18 protein-coding genes and 1 pseudogene are annotated in these 22,680 nt (G+C 38.9%); 13 read left to right on the forward strand and 6 right to left on the reverse strand.

All coding sequences use genetic code 11. The annotated features are described in order from the left end of the window. Positions 1 to 68: 68 nt before the first annotated feature. The 5 genes from miaB to mutL all read left to right on the forward strand — a co-directional run bounded on the left by miaB (position 69) and on the right by mutL (position 7,678). Positions 69 to 1,658: a tRNA (N6-isopentenyl adenosine(37)-C2)-methylthiotransferase MiaB gene (gene miaB / locus B0I26_RS02000; protein WP_111643802.1), complete on the forward strand. Its 1,590-nt coding sequence runs from the start codon at positions 69 to 71 to the stop codon at positions 1,656 to 1,658. Position 1,659: 1 nt separating this feature from the next. After that, a complete protein-coding gene (locus tag B0I26_RS02005) occupies positions 1,660 to 2,091 on the forward strand; it encodes a RicAFT regulatory complex protein RicA family protein (protein ID WP_111643803.1) in 432 nt (143 codons plus the stop codon). A 330-nt stretch (positions 2,092 to 2,421) separates the two neighbouring features. Next, positions 2,422 to 2,976 (forward strand): outer spore coat protein CotE, encoded by a 555-nt coding sequence (locus B0I26_RS02010; protein ID WP_111643804.1) that lies wholly within the window; start codon positions 2,422 to 2,424, stop codon positions 2,974 to 2,976. Between the two features lie 222 nt (positions 2,977 to 3,198). Continuing rightward, positions 3,199 to 5,790: a DNA mismatch repair protein MutS gene (gene mutS, locus B0I26_RS02015; protein WP_111643805.1), complete on the forward strand. Its 2,592-nt coding sequence runs from the start codon at positions 3,199 to 3,201 to the stop codon at positions 5,788 to 5,790. 19 nt (positions 5,791 to 5,809) lie between these two features. Then, positions 5,810 to 7,678: a DNA mismatch repair endonuclease MutL gene (mutL, locus tag B0I26_RS02020; protein WP_111643806.1), complete on the forward strand. Its 1,869-nt coding sequence runs from the start codon at positions 5,810 to 5,812 to the stop codon at positions 7,676 to 7,678. Between the two features lie 66 nt (positions 7,679 to 7,744). On the opposite strand, the gene B0I26_RS02025 is transcribed toward mutL, so the two are convergent. Then, the gene (locus tag B0I26_RS02025; protein ID WP_111643807.1) at positions 7,745 to 8,080 is read right to left on the reverse strand and encodes a tyrosine-type recombinase/integrase; all 336 of its coding nucleotides are present in this window, start codon (positions 8,078 to 8,080) and stop codon (positions 7,745 to 7,747) included. Between the two features lie 301 nt (positions 8,081 to 8,381). Beyond that, the gene (locus tag B0I26_RS02030; protein WP_111643808.1) at positions 8,382 to 8,561 is read right to left on the reverse strand and encodes a hypothetical protein; all 180 of its coding nucleotides are present in this window, start codon (positions 8,559 to 8,561) and stop codon (positions 8,382 to 8,384) included. A 592-nt stretch (positions 8,562 to 9,153) separates the two neighbouring features. Between B0I26_RS02030 and B0I26_RS02035 the strand changes: the two genes are divergently transcribed. Beyond that, positions 9,154 to 9,528 (forward strand): YmaF family protein, encoded by a 375-nt coding sequence (locus B0I26_RS02035; RefSeq protein ID WP_111643809.1) that lies wholly within the window; start codon positions 9,154 to 9,156, stop codon positions 9,526 to 9,528. A 94-nt stretch (positions 9,529 to 9,622) separates the two neighbouring features. After that, a pseudogene (locus tag B0I26_RS02040) lies at positions 9,623 to 9,973 on the forward strand (glycoside hydrolase family 73 protein); the annotation flags it as partial. Between the two features lie 11 nt (positions 9,974 to 9,984). On the opposite strand, the gene B0I26_RS02045 reads toward B0I26_RS02040, so the two are convergent. After that, positions 9,985 to 10,068: a YjcZ family sporulation protein gene (locus tag B0I26_RS02045; protein WP_111643811.1), complete on the reverse strand. Its 84-nt coding sequence runs from the start codon at positions 10,066 to 10,068 to the stop codon at positions 9,985 to 9,987. 375 nt (positions 10,069 to 10,443) lie between these two features. On the opposite strand from B0I26_RS02045, the gene B0I26_RS02050 reads away from it, so the two are divergent. Together B0I26_RS02050 and B0I26_RS02055 are read left to right on the forward strand one after the other, a co-directional pair. Beyond that, entirely contained in the window at positions 10,444 to 11,514 is a 1,071-nt protein-coding gene (locus tag B0I26_RS02050) for an S-layer homology domain-containing protein (RefSeq protein ID WP_111643812.1), read from the forward strand. Positions 11,515 to 11,806: 292 nt separating this feature from the next. Next, positions 11,807 to 12,691: a YitT family protein gene (locus tag B0I26_RS02055; protein ID WP_111643813.1), complete on the forward strand. Its 885-nt coding sequence runs from the start codon at positions 11,807 to 11,809 to the stop codon at positions 12,689 to 12,691. Positions 12,692 to 13,204: 513 nt separating this feature from the next. Here the strand turns inward: B0I26_RS02055 and B0I26_RS02060 are convergent. Both B0I26_RS02060 and B0I26_RS18500 read right to left on the reverse strand, forming a co-directional pair. Then, positions 13,205 to 13,909: a DUF421 domain-containing protein gene (locus B0I26_RS02060; RefSeq protein WP_111643814.1), complete on the reverse strand. Its 705-nt coding sequence runs from the start codon at positions 13,907 to 13,909 to the stop codon at positions 13,205 to 13,207. A gap of 761 nt (positions 13,910 to 14,670) precedes the next feature. Then, positions 14,671 to 15,006 carry a DUF3990 domain-containing protein gene (locus tag B0I26_RS18500; protein WP_245934689.1) on the reverse strand — a complete coding sequence of 112 codons (336 nt, stop codon included), beginning with the start codon at positions 15,004 to 15,006 and terminating at the stop codon, positions 14,671 to 14,673. A gap of 344 nt (positions 15,007 to 15,350) precedes the next feature. Between B0I26_RS18500 and B0I26_RS02070 the strand changes: the two genes are divergently transcribed. After that, positions 15,351 to 16,691, forward strand: a complete 1,341-nt coding sequence (locus tag B0I26_RS02070; RefSeq protein WP_111643815.1) for an MDR family MFS transporter — start codon at positions 15,351 to 15,353, stop codon at positions 16,689 to 16,691. Positions 16,692 to 16,978: 287 nt separating this feature from the next. On the opposite strand, the gene pdxR is transcribed toward B0I26_RS02070, so the two are convergent. Beyond that, positions 16,979 to 18,460 carry a MocR-like pyridoxine biosynthesis transcription factor PdxR gene (pdxR, locus tag B0I26_RS02075; protein ID WP_111643816.1) on the reverse strand — a complete coding sequence of 494 codons (1,482 nt, stop codon included), beginning with the start codon at positions 18,458 to 18,460 and terminating at the stop codon, positions 16,979 to 16,981. 124 nt (positions 18,461 to 18,584) lie between these two features. Here pdxR and B0I26_RS02080 point away from each other — a divergent pair, with 124 nt between their 5' ends. The 3 genes from B0I26_RS02080 to miaA all read left to right on the forward strand — a co-directional run bounded on the left by B0I26_RS02080 (position 18,585) and on the right by miaA (position 22,654). Further along, entirely contained in the window at positions 18,585 to 19,469 is an 885-nt protein-coding gene (locus B0I26_RS02080) for a DMT family transporter (RefSeq protein WP_181502665.1), read from the forward strand. Between the two features lie 199 nt (positions 19,470 to 19,668). Continuing rightward, positions 19,669 to 21,360, forward strand: a complete 1,692-nt coding sequence (locus B0I26_RS02085) for a methyl-accepting chemotaxis protein (protein ID WP_111643818.1) — start codon at positions 19,669 to 19,671, stop codon at positions 21,358 to 21,360. Positions 21,361 to 21,706: 346 nt separating this feature from the next. Then, the gene (gene miaA / locus B0I26_RS02090; protein ID WP_111643819.1) at positions 21,707 to 22,654 is read left to right on the forward strand and encodes a tRNA (adenosine(37)-N6)-dimethylallyltransferase MiaA; all 948 of its coding nucleotides are present in this window, start codon (positions 21,707 to 21,709) and stop codon (positions 22,652 to 22,654) included. Positions 22,655 to 22,680: the final 26 nt, after the last annotated feature.

A 22,680-nucleotide genomic window follows, 5' to 3' on the forward strand; every position in this document is an offset into this window, starting at 1 on the left:
ATAATTATATACTATGATAATGTGTATATGAATATGCACTTTTACGTTTTGAAAGAAAGGAGATCTTTATGAACGAAAAACAACGTCTAGAACAAACAGGTCAAATTAAAACGGCAGATTATCCAGCGGACAAAAAATCCGTTCTGGATGCACAGGAAAATTTAAATCGTCTCAAACAAAAAACAAGCAAAGATTATGAGAAATATTTTTCAACGGTCTTTATCCCGCCGAATTTAAAGGAAGCCAAAAAACGCGGAAAAGAAGAAGTGAAATATCATAAAGATTTCTCGATTCCGGAAGAGTTGAAAGGGATGGGAATCGGCCGCAAGTTCTACATCCGCACGTACGGCTGTCAAATGAACGAGCATGATACGGAAGTCATGGCAGGTATTTTCATGGCGTTAGGTTATGAGCCGACAGACCGTCCTGAAGATGCGAATGTCATTCTTTTGAACACATGTGCGATTCGCGAAAACGCCGAAAACAAAGTGTTTGGCGAAATCGGTCACTTAAAGCCGCTTAAGCAAAAAAATCCTGACCTTTTACTTGGCGTTTGCGGCTGTATGTCCCAAGAAGAATCAGTCGTCAACAAAATTTTAAAACAGTTCCAATATGTCGACATGATTTTTGGTACGCATAACATTCACCGCTTACCTTACATTTTAAAAGAAGCGTACATGTCCAAAGAAATGGTTGTTGAAGTATGGTCCAAAGAAGGGGACGTTATCGAAAACCTTCCGAAAGTACGCAAAGGCAACATTAAAGCATGGGTCAACATTATGTACGGCTGTGACAAATTCTGTACGTACTGTATCGTCCCTTATACGCGCGGGAAAGAACGCAGCCGCCGTCCGGAAGATATTATTCAAGAAGTGCGCCATTTAGCAGCGCAAGGCTATAAAGAAATTACCCTTCTTGGTCAAAACGTAAACGCCTACGGTAAAGACTTTACCGACATGAAATACGGACTTGGCGACTTAATGGATGAACTTCGCAAAATTGACATTCCGCGCATTCGCTTCACGACAAGCCATCCGCGCGACTTTGACGACCGTTTAATCGAAGTGTTGGCAAAACGCGGAAATCTTGTGGAGCACATTCACTTGCCAGTACAATCTGGAAGCACAGAAATTTTAAAATTAATGGCTCGCAAATATACGCGTGAGCAATATTTAGAACTTGTCCGCAAAATTAAAGCAGCGATTCCGGATGTTGCCTTAACAACGGACATTATTGTCGGCTTCCCGAACGAAACAGAGGAACAATTTGAAGAAACGTTATCATTGTATCGTGAAGTTGAGTTTGATTCTGCGTACACGTTCATCTACTCACCGCGTGAAGGTACACCAGCGGCGAAAATGGTGGACAATGTGCCGATGGAAGTGAAAAAAGAGCGTCTGCAGCGCTTAAACGCGCTTGTAAACGAAATTTCTGCGAAAAAATTGAAGGAATATGAAGGTAAGATTGTCGAAGTATTAGTAGAAGGCGAAAGCAAAAACAACCCAGACGTACTTGCCGGCTACACTCGTAAAAATAAACTTGTTAACTTTACAGGTCCAAAATCAGCGATTGGCAAGCTTGTAAAGGTACGCATCACCGAAGCAAAAACATGGACATTAAACGGAGAAATGGTAGAAGAAGCGATTGAGGTGAAATAGGATGGCGAAATATACAAAAGACGATATTGTTGCTCGCGCGAAAGAATTGGCAAAAATGATTGCGGAAACAGAAGAAGTTGACTTTTTTAAAAAAGCGGAAGAAAAAATTAATCAAAACGAAAAAGTACGCAGCATGATTAACAAAATTAAATCTTTGCAAAAGCAGGCTGTGAACCTCCAGCATTACGGCAAACATGAAGCATTAAAGAAAGTAGAAGCAGAAATTGATGAAATTTACGAAGAACTTTCGCAAATCCCGATTGTGGAAGAATTTAAGCAATCACAAATCGAAGTGAACGATTTACTGCAATTAGTCGCTTCTACCATTTCGAAAACCGTAACGGATGAAATTATTACTTCCACAGGCGGCGACTTATTGCGCGGGGAAACAGGCTCACAGATGAAAAACGGCCATTGCAATAGCTGCCATTAAAGGGGAAGAGAAAGACGTCTCTTGCAAAGAGGCGTCTTTTTTTTGTGCATATAATGAGTCAGTTTAGCCTAACATGGAACAGTCCAGAAGTAGACGAATAAATTTATGGAAGAAGAATAGATATAAAAATAGAGAAAGCTGCTTCCAAGGAAGACTTCTGATATTATTCAATGATGGCACTTAGTTGCGAGTTATATTAAAAAATAGTCACATATTTAGGCAAACCCGCATACAATGAACTATACGGAATTATTCATAAATTTATGTGCACATTAGGCGGATAACCAGCATACGATGAAATGAAGATTCATTTGAGGAGGGTTTGCTCATATGTCTGAACAGAGAGAATACAGAGAAATTATTACAAAGGCGGTTGTTGCTAAAGGACGCAAATTTACGCAGTCAACGCATACCGTTTCTGCGCAGCATCGGCCAACGAGCATTTTAGGCTGTTGGATTATTAATCATCGTTATGATGCAAAGAAACATGATCGCACTGTAGAAATTCATGGTCAATACGATATTAATGTTTGGTATTCGTATAGCGACAACACAAAAACAGAAGTTGTAACGGAAACGGTTGCTTATACAGATGTGGTGAGATTAAAATATCGCGATGATAATATTATTAGTGACGATCAAGAAGTCATTGCCCGCGTCATTCAGCAGCCGAATTGTTTAGAATGCACCATATCGCCAAATGGCAACAAAATTGTTGTTCAAGTAGAAAGAGAGTTTGTTGCCGAAGTCATTGGTGAAACAAAAGTATGGGTTACTGTCAATCCACATGCAAGTGGTGATGATGATCATGACTTTGATTACGAGGTTGACGATGAGGAATTTGAAGATTTAACTTCAGATTTGCTGCTTGGTGATGAAGAATAAAGAGGCTGTCTCATAAGTGCCTGACCTCACGCATCATTTACACAATATCGATTGTGATCTATCGTGATTGTGGAGTCCGGCACTTTGTTTTTGAGACAGTCTTTTTCTTTTGTCTACATAACGATGATTGATTTTTTCTTCATACAACATTCAGTAGAATTTTGTTGAAGTATGTTATAATAAAGGGGCTAAATGAAAGATTTAAAATGTTGGAGGAGTAATATGGCTGCATATACGCCAATGATACAGCAATATTTACAGATTAAGGCACAATATCAGGATGCCTTTTTATTTTTTCGACTTGGAGATTTTTATGAAATGTTTTTTGAAGATGCTGTGAAAGCAGCACAGGAGCTTGAAATTACGTTAACAAGCCGGGATGGCGGAGCAGGAGAACGCATTCCGATGTGCGGTGTTCCGTATCATTCTGCTCAAGGGTATATTGAACAATTGATTTCTAAAGGATACAAGGTTGCCATTTGTGAACAAGTAGAGGACCCAAAGGCAGCGAAAGGAGTGGTCCGCCGCGAAGTCGTGCAGCTTATCACTCCTGGAACGGTTATGGAAGGAAGAGGCTTGGAAGAAAAGGAGAATAACTATTTAGCAACGATTACAGAATTTGCCGATGGCACTTACGGCTTTGCTTATACAGACTTATCGACAGGGGAAAACCGGATTACGATGCTTTCCTCATTTGAAGAGGTCCTCAATGAAATTTACTCGATTGGAACAAAAGAAATTGTTGTTTCTTCGCAGTTTTCCGAAGAAGCACGCCAGAAAATAAAAGAACGTTACGAGGTAACCATTTCCTATGAGGAGGAAACAACGGTTGCCGAAGCATTTCAAACAGTGATTCGTTCGCTTGAGCAGGACAAATTAAAAATAACGTTCGCCCGCTTATTAAACTACTTAGTAAAGACGCAAAAGCGAAGCCTTGATCATTTGCAAGCCGTGCAAGTTTATCAAGTCAATCAATATATGAAAATCGATTTATATTCAAAACGGAACCTTGAACTGACAGAAACGATTCGCACAAAAGGGAGAAAAGGTTCGCTTTTATGGCTCTTAGATGAAACGATCACGGCGATGGGCGGACGCTTGCTGAAACAATGGATTGACCGCCCGCTTTTAGACCGCAAAAAGATCGAACGCCGTCTCAACATGGTTGAGACGTTCATGCAGCATTATTTTGAACGTCAAGAATTGCGGGAATTGCTTCGTGAAGTGTATGATTTAGAACGTTTAGCAGGGCGGGTTGCCTATGGAAATGTGAATGCACGCGACCTCATTCAATTAAAAAAATCGCTCCAGCAAATACCGGCTATACAATCGGTAATAAAAAGGATGGAAAACGAAGATGCACAAGCGTTGGCACAACAAATTGATCCATGCGCAGAGCTTGTTGATTTGTTAGAAAAATCGATTCAAGACAACCCGCCGCTATCTGTTAAAGAAGGCGATATTATTAAAGATGGTTACAATAAAACGCTCGATGAATACCGTGATGCGAGCCGAAACGGCAAAACGTGGATAGCTCAACTCGAAAGTAAAGAAAGGGAACTGACAGGAATTAAATCATTAAAAATCGGCTATAACCGTGTGTTCGGCTACTACATTGAAGTAACAAAAGCGAATCTTCACTTATTGCCGGAGGGACGATATGAACGAAAACAGACGCTGGCCAATGCGGAGCGTTTCATTACACAAGAATTAAAAGAAAAGGAAGCGCTCATTTTAGAGGCGGAAGAAAAAAGCGTTGAACTTGAATATCAGCTGTTTGTAGAAATTCGCGAGCAGGTGAAACAATTTATTCCGCGCCTGCAAAAATTAGCAAAAATCGTTAGCCAGCTCGATGTCTTGCAATGCTTTGCGACCGTAAGCGAAGAACGTCACTACGTAAAACCGAGTTTCTCTGAAAACAGGGAATTGTTCATAAAAGACGGCCGTCATCCTGTCGTTGAAAAAGTGCTTTCTTCCCAAACTTATGTGCCAAATGATTGTTATATGAATGAAGAACGTGAAATGCTGCTCATTACGGGACCGAACATGTCTGGAAAAAGCACATATATGCGGCAAATTGCCCTTACCGCCATCATGGCGCAAATCGGTTGTTTTGTTCCGGCAAGTGAAGCCGTATTGCCGATTTTTGACCAAGTATTTACGCGGATTGGTGCGGCGGATGACTTAGTTTCTGGGCAAAGTACGTTCATGGTTGAAATGTTAGAAGCGCGTAATGCTATTGTTCATGCGACGCAAAACAGTCTTATTTTGTTTGATGAAATTGGCCGCGGTACGTCGACCTATGATGGAATGGCATTAGCACAGGCGATCATTGAGTATATTCATCATAACATTGGCGCCAAAACGCTGTTCAGTACACATTACCATGAATTGACGGTATTAGAACAATTCCTCAATAAGTTAAAGAATGTGCATGTAAGCGCGATGGAGGAAAACGGAAAGGTCGTCTTTCTTCATAAAATTAAAGAAGGACCGGCGGATAAAAGCTACGGCATTCATGTCGCGGAGTTAGCGGAATTACCGCGTGAGTTAATCATTCGCGCGCAGGAGATTTTAGCGGATTTAGAGCGAAACGGTGAAAAACCGACACAGCCAATCGTTCGTGAAGAAACCCAACAATTCGAGCAATTAAGCATGTTCGAAGAGGAGCAGCCGAAAGAACAAGAAAAGGAAAAGCCGCTTTCGAAAAAAGAAAAAGAAACGATAAAGCTGATCCAGTCGCTCGACTTACTTGATATGACTCCGCTTGAAGCAATGAATAAGCTGTATGAAATTCAAAAAATGTTAAAGTGATGAGCAAGGTGGTGGAACAATGGGGAAAATCCGCAAGCTCGACGATCATCTATCGAATAAAATCGCAGCCGGGGAGGTTGTCGAGCGCCCCGCTTCTGTCGTTAAAGAGCTTGTCGAAAATGCGATTGACGCCGGAAGTACTGTTATCGAAGTGGAGCTGGAAGAAGCAGGGCTTTCAAAAGTGCGCGTCATTGATAACGGTGAAGGAATCGAGGAAGATGACTGTTTAACAGCATTTGAACGGCACGCAACGAGCAAAATTAAAGACGAAGCGGATTTGTTTCGCATTCGCACGCTCGGCTTTCGCGGCGAGGCGCTTCCGAGTATTGCTTCCGTTTCTGAACTGGAAATGAAAACGGGCACAGGCAATGGACCGGGAACGCTTGTCGTGCTGAAAGGCGGTCAACTTGTCAAGCACGAACGGACAAACAGCCGAAAAGGAACAGATGTTACCGTTTCGAACTTATTTTTTAACACGCCGGCGCGCTTAAAATATATGAAAACGGTGCATACCGAGCTTGGACATGTGACAGATTTATTGAACCGTCTTGCTCTTGCCCACCCGAATATTTCCTTTCGTTTAAAACATAACGGCAAGCAGCTGTTATATACAAACGGAAACGGTGACGTGCGGCAAGTATTAGCGGCGATTTACGGGGTAGAAATAGCGAAAAAAATGATTCCGCTTCATGCCGAATCCCTTGATTTTGTCATTGATGGCTATATTTCGCTACCGGAAGTGACGCGGGCGTCGCGAAATTATATCTCAACGATTGTAAACGGACGGTTTATAAAAAACTTTCCACTGATGAAGGCGATTGAAGCGGGCTACCATACATTGCTGCCGATTGGCCGCTATCCGATTGCCTTTTTAAATATACAGATGGACCCGGTTCTTGTTGATGTCAATGTTCATCCCGCGAAGCTTGAAGTTCGTTTCAGCAAGGAAGCGGAATTAAACAAGCTTGTCGAAACAGCGATACGCCAGGCGTTTCAGGCGAAAACATTAATACCGGAAATGCCGCTGAAGCGCCCGGAGAAACGAAAATCAGAACAACAGACGTTTACATTTGAACATGTCGTCAACGAGCCGGCAGTGTCTAAAGCGGCTCCTGTCACATTAGTAGAAAAGAATGAGTATGCGCTGGCGGCTTTAGATGAAAAAGAGGTAACACCATTAGAAGAGGATGTCAAGGCGCAGGAAGAGTCTGATCATGATGAGAACATTGAGAGCATCGAAGAGAACATCGAACCGGAATATAGCGAAATGGAAGAACGTGAGGAAGAAACGGAAGAAAGCGCTGAACGAATCCCGCCATTGTACCCGATTGGACAAATGCACGGCACTTACATTTTGGCACAAAATGAGAACGGGTTATACATCATTGACCAACATGCCGCCCAAGAGCGGATTAAATACGAATATTTTCGCGAAAAGGTGGGCGAAGTGACGAGCGAGGTGCAAGAGCTGCTTGTACCGCTCACGTTCCAATACCCAACTAATGAATATTTGCTCATTGATGCGCATCGGGAAGAATTAGCGAAATGCGGTGTGTTCTTAGAACCGTTCGGGCATAACAGCTTTATTGTCCGCTCGCATCCGCAATGGTTCCCGAAAGGTGAGGAAGCCGCGATTATTGAAGAGATGATTGAACAAGTATTAACAATGAAAAAGGTCGATCTCAAACAATTGCGCGAACAGGCCGCGATTTTAATGAGCTGCAAGCAGTCAATAAAAGCAAACCAGCATTTGCGCAATGACGAAATCTTTGCCCTGTTGGAATCACTTCGGAAGACGTCCGATCCATTTACATGCCCGCACGGCCGGCCGATTATCATTCATTTTTCCACGTATGAGCTCGAGAAAATGTTTAAGCGGGTGATGTAAACATAGAAGCGCAAAACCCTTGTTGCATCAAGGGTTTGCGCTTTATTTTTTGTGATTTGACCACATTCATTGATGAAGTGAAGTCCTCATTGCTCTTTCGAAACGATTAGATGATTCTTGCTGCATGTCAGGAGTAACATGAGAATAGGTGTTCATCGTCATTTCGATGGACGAATGACCAAGACGTTCAGAAACGACTTTCGGATGTTCCCCGAGTTGAAGCATAATCGTTGCGTGAGTGTGGCGCAAATCATGAAATCGAATTCTTCTTACTCCGGATTTTTTAATCATCTGGGAGAAGTGATTATAAACATAATTCGGATTCAGTGGCTCTCCTTTTAGATTTGATGTAATGTATCCAGTTTCCGAATAAGGGATTCCAAATTGTAATTGTCTTTCCATTTGCCAAACACGAGCATTGTGTTGCGCAGCAGACACACACTATGCAGTAAAGGGGACGAGATTAACAGCGTCATTTATGAATAAAAACCCTAGTACCAATTGGAACTCTAGATGAATTTTCTCCTTTTGCGACAGAGAATGAGAATAAAAATTTAAGATTGAGAATCAAAGAATTAGAGAATCAGCTAAAACAAAATGGTATTAAACCGAAAAGAACTACTACACGTGTTTATTTAATGCGTAGCTCGGAGATTTTAAGAAACAAAATAGCAATTTAGTTAATTAAAAGTAAGAAGAAATTTTATATTTCTTCCTTGCTCCTATTCTCCAAGTTTCTAGCAATCTCTTTTAGAATTTGGTTTTTCTCTTTTAATGTTTTTATTAAACTTACTGCGAACCACACAAAAAAGACCATCAGAACAAGATAAATAATAAACGGAATAAAAGCAAATAACGCAAAAAAGCTTCCAGCAGTATCCATGTTAGACCTCCAAAGTGTTTTTGGGCAATTATACCACATAGTTGTTAAACAGTTTTAACCAATAAGCTTCATAAAAAAGACCCATTATTTTATTGAGTCTTTTTGAGAAATCAACTCTTTTAATAAATCATGTATTTGTAGAAGTAAAATTATCATATGAGAAAGTAAACCAATAACAAGACCTACGATTGGAGCATAGAAGCCAACGAAAAAGTAAGATATGGCTATTGAAAAAATATATAATATTACAATCATTTTATCTCCTCCAAAAAAAACATAACACGAAATGGATGATTATGGATAGTGAGATTCTTTATAATTCAATTCATTACCGAAGAATAAAAATGAAAAGTGTTTTAGTGGAGGAACAAGGTCTCATGTAGGAGGATCACGTACTTCTTCAAGTGAATTGGATTTGACCTTGTTCCACTGACCATTTTTTGAAAGTTGTTCCGATTACTATAAATTTATGTTAGGCGCTTTCTCCTTTTGTTTAGCAGGCAAATATAGGAGGTAATCTCTGATACTAGTCCACACATCAACACGCCCATCATCATATGATACATGGAAAATGAATGAAAGGAGAAAAGTGATGGAGATACCTGTTAGCGGATATTTGGTTCATTCGGATGATTCAGACTCATATCACTCACATAACCTATATATTACTACTTGGGATGGCAGGCCTGTGCATGTTCATCGGTTCTCTGGGGTTACTTCATATGACGTAGGTCATAGCCATAGATATGTTGGAGAGACAGAGCCTGCGCCAAGCGGTGTTCAACATACACACCGTTATTTTACATTTACATCCTTCGATGATGGGCATAGGCATGAGATAAGGGGGGTTACTGGACCAGCTATTCCACTTCCTAGAGGGGGACATTATCACGAATTCTCTGGAGTTACAACAACCAACGGACAAATTCCTCACTTGCATCGATACAAGGGAAGAACAAGTGGATGAATAAAACCTGATGTTAATCACCTGTTGAGGATTTGAAAAAGCTTATTCGAAGATTGGATGCTGAGGAGCCAAGATTATAAAAGGTGAGGAGCGAATGAATTTATTAAAAGAACGAATAAAAACACTTTCTAGAATGGATTTTATTAAAGCTATTGCTCCACATGCTCAGAGAATCCAAGAGAAGTATCATATCTTATCTTCTTTGATTATCGCACAAGCTTGCCTCGAGTCAAACTTTGGTCTAAGCGGACTAGCTCAAAAGGGAAAAAATATTTTCGGAATAAAAGGAAGTTACAACGGTCAATCCGTTACCATGCGGACTCATGAATATGAGAGAGGAAAAAAGGTATGGGTTGATGCTTCGTTTCGCAAATATCCTTCCTGGTATGAGAGTTTGGAGGACTTGGCCAAACTCTATACGAACGGCGTTTCTTGGGACAAAAATTAAATGAGGAATTAATAACCGCCTAGACCTGTACAAGAACATCCTACAATGATCAGTAAGATGAATAAGACAACAACTAAGGTAAAAGTGTTCATATATAACACCTCCTATTAAGTATTGGAGGATGGCTAATATGCGATCCCTACTTTAAAGATATGCTCTTAAGAAAGAGTTGGATTGGCCAAATATATCAACTGATAGGAAAATTCCATATTTATCTAACTAGATACTATTTAATTGCATTACTAAGTAATCCTAATTTATGTAAAATGGTATATTACATTAAAAGAGCTGAGATTTAAATCAGATCTGATCCTAGTTTTCCTAGTTTAGTTTGTCAATTTTATCGACAAGCTATAACCCTGCCGTTTTGAGGGTGGATTTTTTTTATTTTTATACGTAATTCGACAAAATTCTTAATTTAATTGTGATATTTTGTAAATGTAAAAAGTACATAAGGGGGATTTGTTGTGAGGACGTTTTATAGTTTTGTTCTTGTTTTCTCCTTGCTAATCTCAATGTTTTTTCCGGGGCTTGTAACGGAAGCTAAATCGAAATTTAAGGATATTCCAGAAGATTTTTGGGCAAAAGAAGAGATTGAATTTTTAAGTAGTGCAGGTATTATCAAAGGATATAATGATGGTACATTTAAGCCCAATCAACCTGTTAAACGTGTTCAGGCGGCGATAATGATTACAAGAGCATTAGGATTAGATACGTCTAATAGACCAAACCCGGGATTTAAGGACATAAAAAATTTAGATAAAGAAGCTTACAATGCAATCGCTGCTGTTGTTGACGAAGGAATTTTTTCGAAAGGACAAACATTTAGACCGAACGAGGTATTATCGCGTGGTGATATGGCTGTTGCTTTGGTTAAGGCCTATAATTTAGAAGGAATATATAATGGTGAAATTATCGATGTTTCAGAAGAGCTTCTTACTTACGTCAGTGCATTAGCTGCAAATGGAATTACCCAAATTTATGACGATGGCACGTTCAAACCGAATAAAGGAGTAACACGGGCTCAATTTGCTGTGTTTTTTGCACGTGTTTTAGAACCGTCATTTAGAATAGGTCCAGTTAACTCGAGAGAAAACCCAGCTAAACTTGGAGAAACCTGGGTTGTAGAAACTGATGACTGGTTATATGGGCATCATAAGTATGAAATTGAATTAACCGATGTGATAACTGATGGTGAATTAGCTTGGGATATAATTAGAGAGGCTAATATGTTTAATGAAGAACCGTCTTTTGGGCAAAAATATATATTAGCTAAATTTAGATTTAAGTTGTTAGACTTTGATGGAACAGCTTTTTCTTCATATGACATAAACTCATCTAAGTTCGAGGCGGTAAGTAGTAATGGTGTTGTTTACGATAGTCCCATCATTGTTGAACCGGAGCCAAGTTTGTCAACAGAATTGTATGAAGGTGGAGAAGTTGAAGGATGGGTAGCCTTCTTAGTAGACGAAGATGATACACCATTAATTGTATGGCAACGTGAACAGGATGATGAACTCTGGTTTAGTTTAGAATAGCAAATGGGCCTACTCGCTTTGAGTAGGTTCTTTTTTGTATAAATTATCTATAATTCACAATCAGTCAGGGGGAATCATAATGATAACAATCAACATATTATAATCATGTATTTTTGAGTTTTTTAGAAAAAATATACCCTGCTTTGTAAACGTGTACTGATCATAAGAGTTTTACACTGCTCAAGAAAAACATCAAGAGTATCAAAAGCGTACCATTTTCACCATTATTAATGCGTTTTTGCTATAATAAAATACATACATAGAATGATTTTATAAAAAAGGAGGAACACAATTGACGGAATTAGGCAATGTGCAGGTTCAACATCAACGGTTATCTAAAGCTAAAATTATTAAAAGAGCAACAGCTATTTTTATCGGGGCTGTTCTAATGGCAGTAGGACTTGAAATTTTTTTAGTTCCGAATAACGTTATTGATGGAGGCATAACAGGGATTTCAATTATGCTTTCGCATATTACGGGCTTTCGTCTTGGAATTTTTATTTTTCTTTTAAACCTTCCGTTTTTTTTTATGGGTTATAAGCAAATTGGCAAAACGTTTGCTATTTCCACATTGTTTGGGATTACCGTTTTATCCATTTTTACCTCTCTGTTTCATCCTATTCCCGCCTTCACAGAAGACATTTTATTAGCTACTATTTTTGGCGGAATGATTCTCGGTACAGGAGTAGGTCTTGTCATTCGTTATGGCGGCGCTTTGGATGGCACTGAAATACTCGCTATACTCATGAATAAAAAGCTCCCTTTCTCCGTTGGCGAGATCATCATGTTTTTTAATATTTTTATTCTCGGTACTGCCGGGTTTGTTTACTCTTGGGATCGAGCGATGTATTCAATTTTGGCTTATGTGATTGCTTTTAAAACGATTGATGTTGTCATTAAAGGATTAGATGAATCGAAGTCGGCATGGATTATTAGTGATAACTCTGAAAGCATTGGAAATGCGATTATGAACCGATTAGGGCGCGGTGTTACATATTTGAGCGGAGAAGGAGCATTCTCCGGTGATGATAAAAAAGTGATATTTTGTGTGATTACTCGGCTTGAGGAAGCAAAACTGAAAGAAATTGTCGAAGAAAATGACCCAAATGCTTTTTTAGCGATAGCCGATATGGCTGAAGTGCGTGGTGGACGCTTTAAGAAAAGAGATATTCATTGATATGTCTTTTACTAGTAAAAACGCCAATAAAACGTCTTGATATTCGTGGTTTATACATGTTGTATGCGCCTATATAGAAATCTTGAAGGCCCTTCAAACTCTTTTCATCCGAGTATCTGCGTTCTATAATAAATCAAACTTGATTTTTCAACCTATTTAAAAGGCGAACAGAATACTGGTTGATTTTTATGCTTGATTCACATGTTGAGAGTTTAAGTTGGATTTATATAAATCGCTTAAAATAATACAAGCTCACTAAAATGAAACTGCGCAGCAAAGAAGAGGCTGTCCCATAAGTGTCTGACTTCATGCGTATTTCACGATATATAGCTCATTTATCCAATATCCAATGGATATATATTATGTTGCGGGGTCTGACACTTGGCTTTTGGAACAGCCTCTTTTTCAACGAACGAAATATGTTTATCAGACGATAAAATATATGTACGATGTTTTCTAAACAATATTTTTTATATACTAGTGCATAAAATCCGCTTTTACCGTCATTCCAGTTTATTTGCACAAAAAGATTTTTAAGTGATCGTTATCATCAATAGTTGCTAACAAAATGTCGTTAACATCCGCATGGTATGTTGTTTTAACTTTGTTTTTCAGCCACTTTTCATCCTTTCCAATTTGCTTTAATTCATTGAACTGAATCTTCCCTTCTTTAATAATCGTTCTCGGAAAAACAAATGGTTTTGTCGCCAATTGCATAACCGCTGGAGTCAGCGTTTGATGCTGCGGATTTAAAAAGAACGAAATGGTACCATCTGGCTCCCATAAGGCAAGAGCAACCTTTTGAACATCTTCGATTTTTTCTTTTCTTAATTCTGATAATAGAAAATCAATGGATATTCTTGCTTTGGCTAAGTTTTTATAAATGATTTGCCCATTTTTTATAACGGGAAAGGGAGAAGGCTCAAGCCAATTTCTAAATTTGTGCCATTTTAGACTCAAAAATACGCCAACAGTATATAAAAGAACCAATACCGTTATCGTTATCATCGATCCCTTCAGTCCTAATTGTTCGTCAGACAAAGGATGGGCAATAATATTTCCAAGTGATAAAGCCATTATAAAATCAAGCAATCTTAGCTGAGAAATGGATCGCTGCCCCATGATTTTAGCCGCAAAGAGCAAAAAGAAAAAAGCAACAATTGCCCTTAAGATCCACTGAATGGCAGTAAGTGATTCCTGGCCATGAAAAAAACTCATCTACATTCACGTCCCCAGTTTTGATTATATTAGGAATTTAATCGTTATTATTATTACCTGTAAATCATTGCTTATGAGTAAGAAGAAAGATCATCACATATATGACAATAGACATAAATTGATGCTTATTGCTTCTAATCATTATACGGAACCTAAATTATATGATGAATTTTTAAAAAAAGGTGAAATGAAATAAGGGGATTTGTCGAAAAATTTTTGAGCAATAAATACACTTCACATGATGCCTGACCATGTTTATTTTCCCTTTTATTCGCTGAATTGATTTTCCTTTCTCATATATGTTTCATAATCCTTGTACCATAACTTATGTGTTCCATACAAAATAGAAAACGCCCAATAGGCTGCTGGTTCATGCATGATAATTGGATCAAAATTCGAAGCTATCGAAGATTTTTGAATCAATTTATTGGCTCGTTAAGTTGCCGATGGTCATCAATTTGTCATGTATTTCAAATAAAAAAGCGTTATCGTTAAGCTTCTTATTTTTAGACTTCTTACATGATTAAAGATTTGTTTGATTATAGGTTTTTTACTATATTTCTAATTTTGATAGACATCTTATGGCATTCATACTATTTAAAGACAGTTGATCTTTATTACTGGAAACTTTTATTTCATTAGGATTGATTAGATAACCTCCTCCTACTGGCCCGCAGACGTATTCGTAATCATGCTTCTTTCCTGTACGACACTCTTGAACAAAGATTTCCCAAGACCGTCGATAATGTAGCCATTCAGGATCATGAGATACAAGGAAATATTTTTCCCTTTAATTGATTTAGTTGTTTTAAATCGAGCTCATATACCAAATAAGCTGGAATTTTTGTATCCGGGTGATTAAAGTATTGATCTTTACTGATATTTAATCGTTCTAATACCTTGGGAGAAATCTGTGGATGTGTAGCTCTAATCTGTGCCCAACTTCTTGCCTGATATAGGTTTAATGTAACATAAAATCCCATTCCTAAATCTGTAAGCTGCCTTTGCACGTTTAACCATATTCCGTTATATTGAATGATTTTTGCAGCAAATAAATTTGTTCCATGATAAACTGTACTATCTGTAGCAGGGAGCATATGGGACTTTTCCTCTCTTTTTAGGATGACAAGATGAGATTGTTATATATTATGAAGTAGTATGTTCATGTGTTTCATCATTAGAAGGATAGCACCGGTTTCTTAATTCTTTTACCATTATATGAAAATGATTCAGGGAATAATGACAGATTTCTCTTATATGTGTTTGAAGCTTCCATTTCCGAAGGTATGCCCATTCAATTGGCTAACGAAATGTTCTGTACAAGCATTATCTAACTTTATATTTGTATCTTTTTTCTAGAAAGGATAAGATGTTTTCATTGTGAAACTTTGGAAATGTGGTGTATAATTCTTTATTAATACATATAGAGGGGGGGACAATATTGAAAAGTAGAACAACAGTGATGATCAGCATCGTTCTTGCGATGTTAGTGGCATCGATAGACACGACGATCATGAACACAACGATGCCGATGATTGCAAAAGAACTGGGTGGATTTGAGCTGTATGCCTGGGCGTTTGCCTCATACATGATTACAACGACTGTTCTTTCGCCGATTGCAGGAAGACTATCTGACATTTTTGGAAGGAAAAAAGTATTTGGATTCGGAATTATTTTGTTTTTCATTGGTTCGCTTCTTTGCGGAATGTCACAGAGCATGTTACAACTAGTTATTTTCCGTGCGGTGCAGGGAATCGGAGCCGGATTTATGATGCCGTTTCCAGCGATTATTGCTGGAGATCTTTTTCCAATCGAAAAACGCGGGAAAATTCAAGCATTCTTTACAGCGATGTGGGGGCTCTCGGCTTTACTGGCACCTTTGCTTGGGGCATTTTTTGTAGAGTACATGTCATGGCGCTGGATTTTTTATGTCAATTTGCCAATTTGCTTGCTTTCATTATTAACGCTTCTTCCATATCAAGAAGTGTATGAGCCGAAAAAGGCAAGTGTCGATTACATCGGTGCGATTTTGTTTGCTGGCGGTGTCAGCTTTCTTCTGCTCGATACGGTTGTTGAGAAAAATCAGCTGTTTTATGCTGTTCTAGGAATCTTATTTATTGTCATTTTTTATTTTTTTGAAAGAAAACAGTCTTCACCGCTTGTTCCGCTTTCGCTCGTTAGTAATAAAACAATTAAATGGATGAACATGAACGGCTTTTTAGGTTGTGCTGCATTATTTGGCACATCGAGCTACATTCCGCTATTTTTACAACATGTTGCTCATCAATCGTTATTTACAAGCGGAGTGGCTCTGCTTGGCATGGCGGTTGGTTGGATGATGGTGTCTGTTCCAGCCGGAAAATGGATTTTAAAATATGGCTATCGTTTTTTACTCATCATCGGCAATGTGTTGCTGGTCGGCTCAGGTGCCTTGTTAGTGATGTTAAATCAAGGTCATGGTTTTTGGTATGTATTTATAACGATGTTTGTGCAGGGGCTTGCATTCGGTTTACTGTCAACGGTAGGCGTAATCGGTTCGCAACAAATGGTTGAACCCCATCAAAAGGGGATTTCTACTTCCTTCTTTATGTTTAGCCGCAACATCGGTACAGCGATTGGGGTAACGATTATGGGGGCATTTTTAACGAAGGCGCCAAATTTTATGACGGGAATTCATCACCTCTTCCTGTTTGGCTTTGTTGGAAGTATCATCGCTTTACTGACATCGTTCCTCATCAAAGAGGCAGAGGAGAATATAAGAGTACAGAAACAAGGGGTGTAAATGTTTCCGTTGTTAAGAGTTAATGGATGGTTAGAAAGTTGTCTTATAAAAATTTTTCATTATTTTCGGCGTGTTACTTATTATATGGTTCACTAATTAAATAAAGAGGCTGATCCATAAGTGTCTGTATCATCTCGTCCATTTATCTTATGTTATGTCCTATATATGGGTTGTGGGGTCTGACACTTTGTTTTTGGGGCAGCCTCTTTCTCTATTTATCAGGAACTGTCAATGAACCTCTCCCACCTACACTTCGCTTAGAGGTGGGAGACTTCTCGGTGAACATGTTAAAAACTAGGATAATTTTCTATCGGATAATGGTTATGAGTAGTGTACAGGCTGTTGATTGTATGGCATAAAACTTCAATCGCCTGTTTTAGCTCCTCTTGGGAAACTCCGGCAAAGCTCAAGCGGATATATTGGTTCGGCACATGTGTCGGGAAACAGGAATTCCCAGGTAAAAAAGAAAGTTGTTTCATATGACAATATTCCAAAAGAAGCTCAGCATGAACATGTTGAGGCAGTTTCACCCAAATCGTATTTCCGCCATTAGGTGCGCGGAAAGTAAGCAATGAGGAGTGCTGATGCAATAATTGGATGCATTGTTTTGCGCGATTCTTTAGATCTGTCCGCAAGTTTTGCAGAACATTGTTTAATTTTTTTGATTGCAGCAATCCAGCGATAATTTTTTGCGTTAATAGCGGCGAGCCTAAATCAGAAATGCTTTTAGCCGCGATAAGCTTTTCTAATAAAGGTCCTTCCGTTGTGACTAACGCGCCGATTCGGCAAGCAGGCGATAAAAATTTGCTGAATCCTTTTAAGTAAATGACATGACCGGACGTATCAAAACTTTTAATCGGAGCAGGAGGTTTTTCTTTAAAGTACAGTTCACTCCAAGGATCATCTTCTATAATGAGAAAATGATAGCTTTCGGCAATATCGACAAGTTCTTTTCGTTTTTTCACGCTTAACGTAGTGCCTGTTGGATTTTGAAAGGTTGGGTTGATGTAGAGAAGCTTCGGATGATATCGCTCACAAAGCTTTATCAGTGTTTTTGTATCAATTCCATCATGCTCGACAGGGATAGGGATAATCTGTGCTCCTCTTGATTTAAAAATATCGATACTTCCCGGATAAGTAGGAGCTTCCATAAATACAACATCATTAGGTCCGATAAATGTTTTCGCCACAAGTTCAATACCTTGTTGCGCTCCGCTGACCGCTAAAATATGTTCCGGTGCAACCGAAAGCTGTTTCGTTCGCAGATAATCGCTTACCGCTTTTCGGAATTCCATGTCACCGTTGGCACTGCTGTAATGTCCTAACATGTGCGGATTTTCTTCTATCACTTGCATGGTCACTTTTTTAATCCACTCTGTATGCAAGAGATTTCCGTTAATACAGGCAGTTCCTAAATGATAGCGGATATTTCGCAGCGGTTGTGAGATGGATAATGATTGGGCGCGCGGTACATAATCAGGGATCACCATATGCCAATTCGTGTGTGTATCTTCAATGTCTTCCTTTAAATGAGTGGATTTCACGAATATTCCTTTTCCTTGAAAGCTTTCGACATATCCTCGTTGCTGCAATTGTTGATATGCTTTCTGCACGGTCACTAAAGAGACACCTAACTCTTTAGAAAGCTGTCGGACAGACGGAAGCTTTTCACCATCTTTCATCATTTTTGAGGCAATACGATCGATAAAATACTGGCATATTTGCTCATGAATCGGGAGATTGGAGTGTCGTTTCAAATGAATATTCATCACCCAAACATCCTTTAACTGTTATAGTAAGAGTTTTACTGTTATACATCCATTGTATCATTCTATACATAAAAATAACATGAAAAGGTGATGAATAAGTATGGTTTTAGTAGGATATCTAATAATGTGTCTTATCTTTGGAACAACGTTTTTAGCCATTAAAATCGGTTTAGAAGCAGGATGGGCCCCTTATTTTTCCGCAGGATTCCGTTTCTTTATCGCCGGATTGCTTGTTGTATTATATGGTACTGTTACAAAACAATTTCGAATTCCGACAAAGAAGAATATCGTTGAATTTCTTATTACGGGGGCATGTATGACAGGTATAACATTTGGAACACTTTATTGGGCGGAACAGCATATCCCTTCCAGTTTTGCGGCTCTTTTATCAGCTACCGGACCGCTTTTTGTCTCATTGTTCCATTCCATCATGGAGAAGGTAAAAATTACAAAAGCACAGTTTGTCGGGTTAGTGCTAGGGTTCCTTGGAATCGGATTGATAACGGGACCATCGCTTTCAGTCCAATTTCATTTGCTTTGGTTTATTGCTTGTTTCGTCATTATCATCGGTGAAAGCTTTTATGCATTTGGAACGATTTATTCAAAAATGGTGCTAAAACAAGGAATATCCCCGTTGATGTTAAACGGATATCAAATGTTATTCGGCGGTCTGTTATTAATCATCCTTTCCTTTGCATTTGAACGTCCTAGTTTTTCAGGAATTAGCTATAGCGGCTGGATTTCTCTTTTATACTTGATTGTGATTGGTTCTGTTTTAGGACACGGTTTATATTATTGGCTAATCAAAAAGACAAATCCAGCTTTTCCTTCTACATGGCTCTACGTCTCTCCTTTTATTTCGCTCATGCTCGATTTGTGGATAAAAAAAGAAACGTTTCATCCCGTATCGATAATCGGCGGCTTCGTTATTTTGGCAGGGGTGTATTTGATGAACAGTCACATATTACGTGAATCATTTACGAAAAAAACAAAAAGTGTTTCATCGTAAATAACGAACCAGTGAAATTTCCATAACATTACATTTTTTAAAAATTTGCTCAAAAGACAACGGGAAAGCACGTCAATTTATTAGTTGGCGTGTTTTTTTAAGTGTTATTTTAAAGGATTATGATAAAATAAAATTGTTATTTGATTTCCAATCATTGTTGTTTTCTACATAAAAAGGTGAAAGATTGGAGGAATGAATGATGAAACTTACAATAAGGAAAAAGTTATTTGCTGGTTTTTTTGCTGTTTTAGCGATTTTGGCAACAGTCGTAGCTATCGGTTTATATGAAATTACTAAAGTTGATCGTACATATAGTGAGCTCATAGAAAAAGATATAGAAAGGTTAATCGCAACAAAAGATTTATTAAATATTATAAGAAAGGCGCAATCCAGTCAGCGCGGCTATTTGCTGACTGGTGATGAAACAGCTTTACGAAACTACTCGATTGCTCATGAGGAATACGAATCATTAAGTAAAAAACTGATGGATTCCTATGATGATGCTAAAGAAAAACAACTTCTTCAAGAGTTAAATCATTTAGAAGAGGAATTTTATCAATTTAGCAATGAACTTTTTGGATTAAAGAAACAAAATAACACAGATGTATATAATCGTTTAATTCTGACAACGGGTCGGGAAATATTAAAGCAAGTCGAAGAAAAAGCAATGGAACTGGAAGACTATCAGAAAGAAAAAATACAAACAAGTATTAAAACAACATCCGCCAAAGCGGAATTTGAGAAAGTGATCGTTTTATCATTAGGTATTATTTCTGTTTTGGTAGGCAGCATCATTTCCTGGTATATCAGCCGCATGATTTCCCGTCCGGTTATGGCGATTGCAGGGGCTGCTCAAAAAATTGCCTCCGGCGATTTGACAGCAGATGAAATCAAAGTAAAAAATAGAGATGAAATCGGCGATTTAGCAAAATCATTTAATCAAATGAGCAAAAATCTTCGTGAGCTGATTCATCAAGTGGCTTCCAGTGCCGAACAAGTGGCAGCATCGGCAGAGGAGTTAACAGCGAGTGCGGAACAAACAAGTAAGGCAGCTGAACAAATTGCAGCTACTATGCAAGACGTGGCGGCTGGTGCTGAAAAACAAGTACAAAGCTTCCAAGAAACATCGCAAACAGCGAACGAAATATCTTTCGGTGCACAGCAGATTGCGAGCAATGCGCAAAGCGTTTCCTCTATTGCTATGGATGCGGTAGAAAAAGCAACTCACGGCGGAAAAACGATCGATGTCGCTATTAAGCAAATGAGCTCGATTAATGAAACAGTGAATGGGTTAGCAGCAGTCATCAAAAATTTGGGAGAACGTTCGAAGGAAATCGGTCAAATTACGGACGTAATTACAGGAATCGCTGAGCAAACGAATCTTCTTGCCTTAAACGCAGCCATTGAAGCAGCAAGGGCAGGAGAGCAAGGCCGCGGGTTTGCCGTCGTAGCCGATGAGGTACGGAAATTAGCGGAGCAATCAGCTCAATCGGCGCAACAAATTTCTCGATTAATTTCTGCGATTCAGGAAGAAACAAATAAAGCAGTTCAATCGATGGAAGCTGCAACGAAGGAAGTAGTTTCAGGCATTGGAGTTGTGAATACGGCAGGTGAATCATTCAATCAAATTCAAAGCTCGATTAATGAGGTTACTTCACACATTCAAGAAATTTCGTCTGCGATTCAACAAATGGCTGCGGGTACAGAGCAAATGGTGCAATCGATGCAGCAGATTGCGAAAGTAGCAGAAACTTCTGCGGCAGGAACACAAGAAGCATCTTCTGTAACAGAAGAACAATTAGCGGTAATGGAAGAAATTTCTTCTTCTGCTGAATCGCTTTCTCATATGGCGGAAGAATTGCAAGCGTTAATTGGAAAATTCAAGATATAACAAATTGAATATTGACAGGGGCTGGTTTATAACAATGATCGGAAGTCAGCCTCTTTGTCATTTTTGTATGTTGTTTTTACGAATTTTGACTTTCAACGTTTCTTATTTTGTATAACATGATAAAAAATTGTCAATAAAGGTGATAGACTATGAAGGTGGTAAGGTGATGAAACAAATGACATAAAAATAATTACATTTTTCGGAAGCTTCGGTTTAAGATTTGGCCTGCATAGTGCATTAACAGGCTGGTTTTTGAATGAACTAAAAAAGACAATCATCGTCTTTTATGATAAACTTTTGATAGCTTAGTGCGGGCATATTTATCGTAGAAAGTAGAGGTTCATTCATGGGAGAGAAGCTTGTTGTTATTATTGGACCGACAGCGGTGGGGAAAACGAAATTGAGCATTGAGCTCGCCAAACGGTTAAACGGAGAAATTATTAGCGGTGACTCGATGCAAGTATATAAAGGGATGGATATAGGTACAGCGAAAATTAAGCCGGAAGAAATGGAAGGGATTCCCCACCATCTTATTGATATTAAAGAACCGACCGAGCCTTTTTCTGTTGCGGAATTTCAGCAGATGGCACGTCCGCTCATCAGTGAAATAACAAAGCGCGGTAAGCTGCCAATAATTGTTGGAGGAACAGGGTTATATATTCAATCTGTCATTTACGACTACCGGTTTTCCGCTGCTCCGTCTGATGACAGCTATCGCCGCAAGTTAGAAACATTCGCTCAGGAACGGGGCGCTATTGCACTTTATGAAAAACTAAAAGAAATAGATCCGCACAGCGCTGAACGGATTCATCCGAATAATGTGCGTCGGGTCATTCGCGCGCTGGAAATTTTCCATTGTACCGGTCAAACGATGACGGAGTGGCAGAAACAACAGACTCCAGATTTGTTATATGATGTGGCGTTAGTCGGGCTCACGATGGAGCGGGAGCAGCTGTACCGCCGCATTAATGAACGGGTCGATCAAATGATGGCTGAAGGGCTTCTTGATGAAGTAAAAACGTTATATGAAAGCGGTGTTCGCGATTGTCAATCGATTCAAGCAATTGGCTATAAAGAAATTTATGAGTATTTAGACGGCCGCATTTCATTGGCGGAAGCGGTCGAACAGCTGAAACAAAATTCACGCCGTTATGCGAAGCGCCAATTGACATGGTTTCGCAACAAAATGCCTGTTCAGTGGTTTGACATGACCGATATATCGGACTTTTCAAGGAAAGTGGAGGAAATTTTATACTATATTGCAGGAAAGCTTCAATTGAAAACGAATATATAAATATAGGTAGAGAGAAAAGAGGAGGC

This window comes from Paranoxybacillus vitaminiphilus (assembly GCF_003259935.1).
Lineage (GTDB): Bacteria > Bacillota > Bacilli > Bacillales > Anoxybacillaceae > Paranoxybacillus > Paranoxybacillus vitaminiphilus.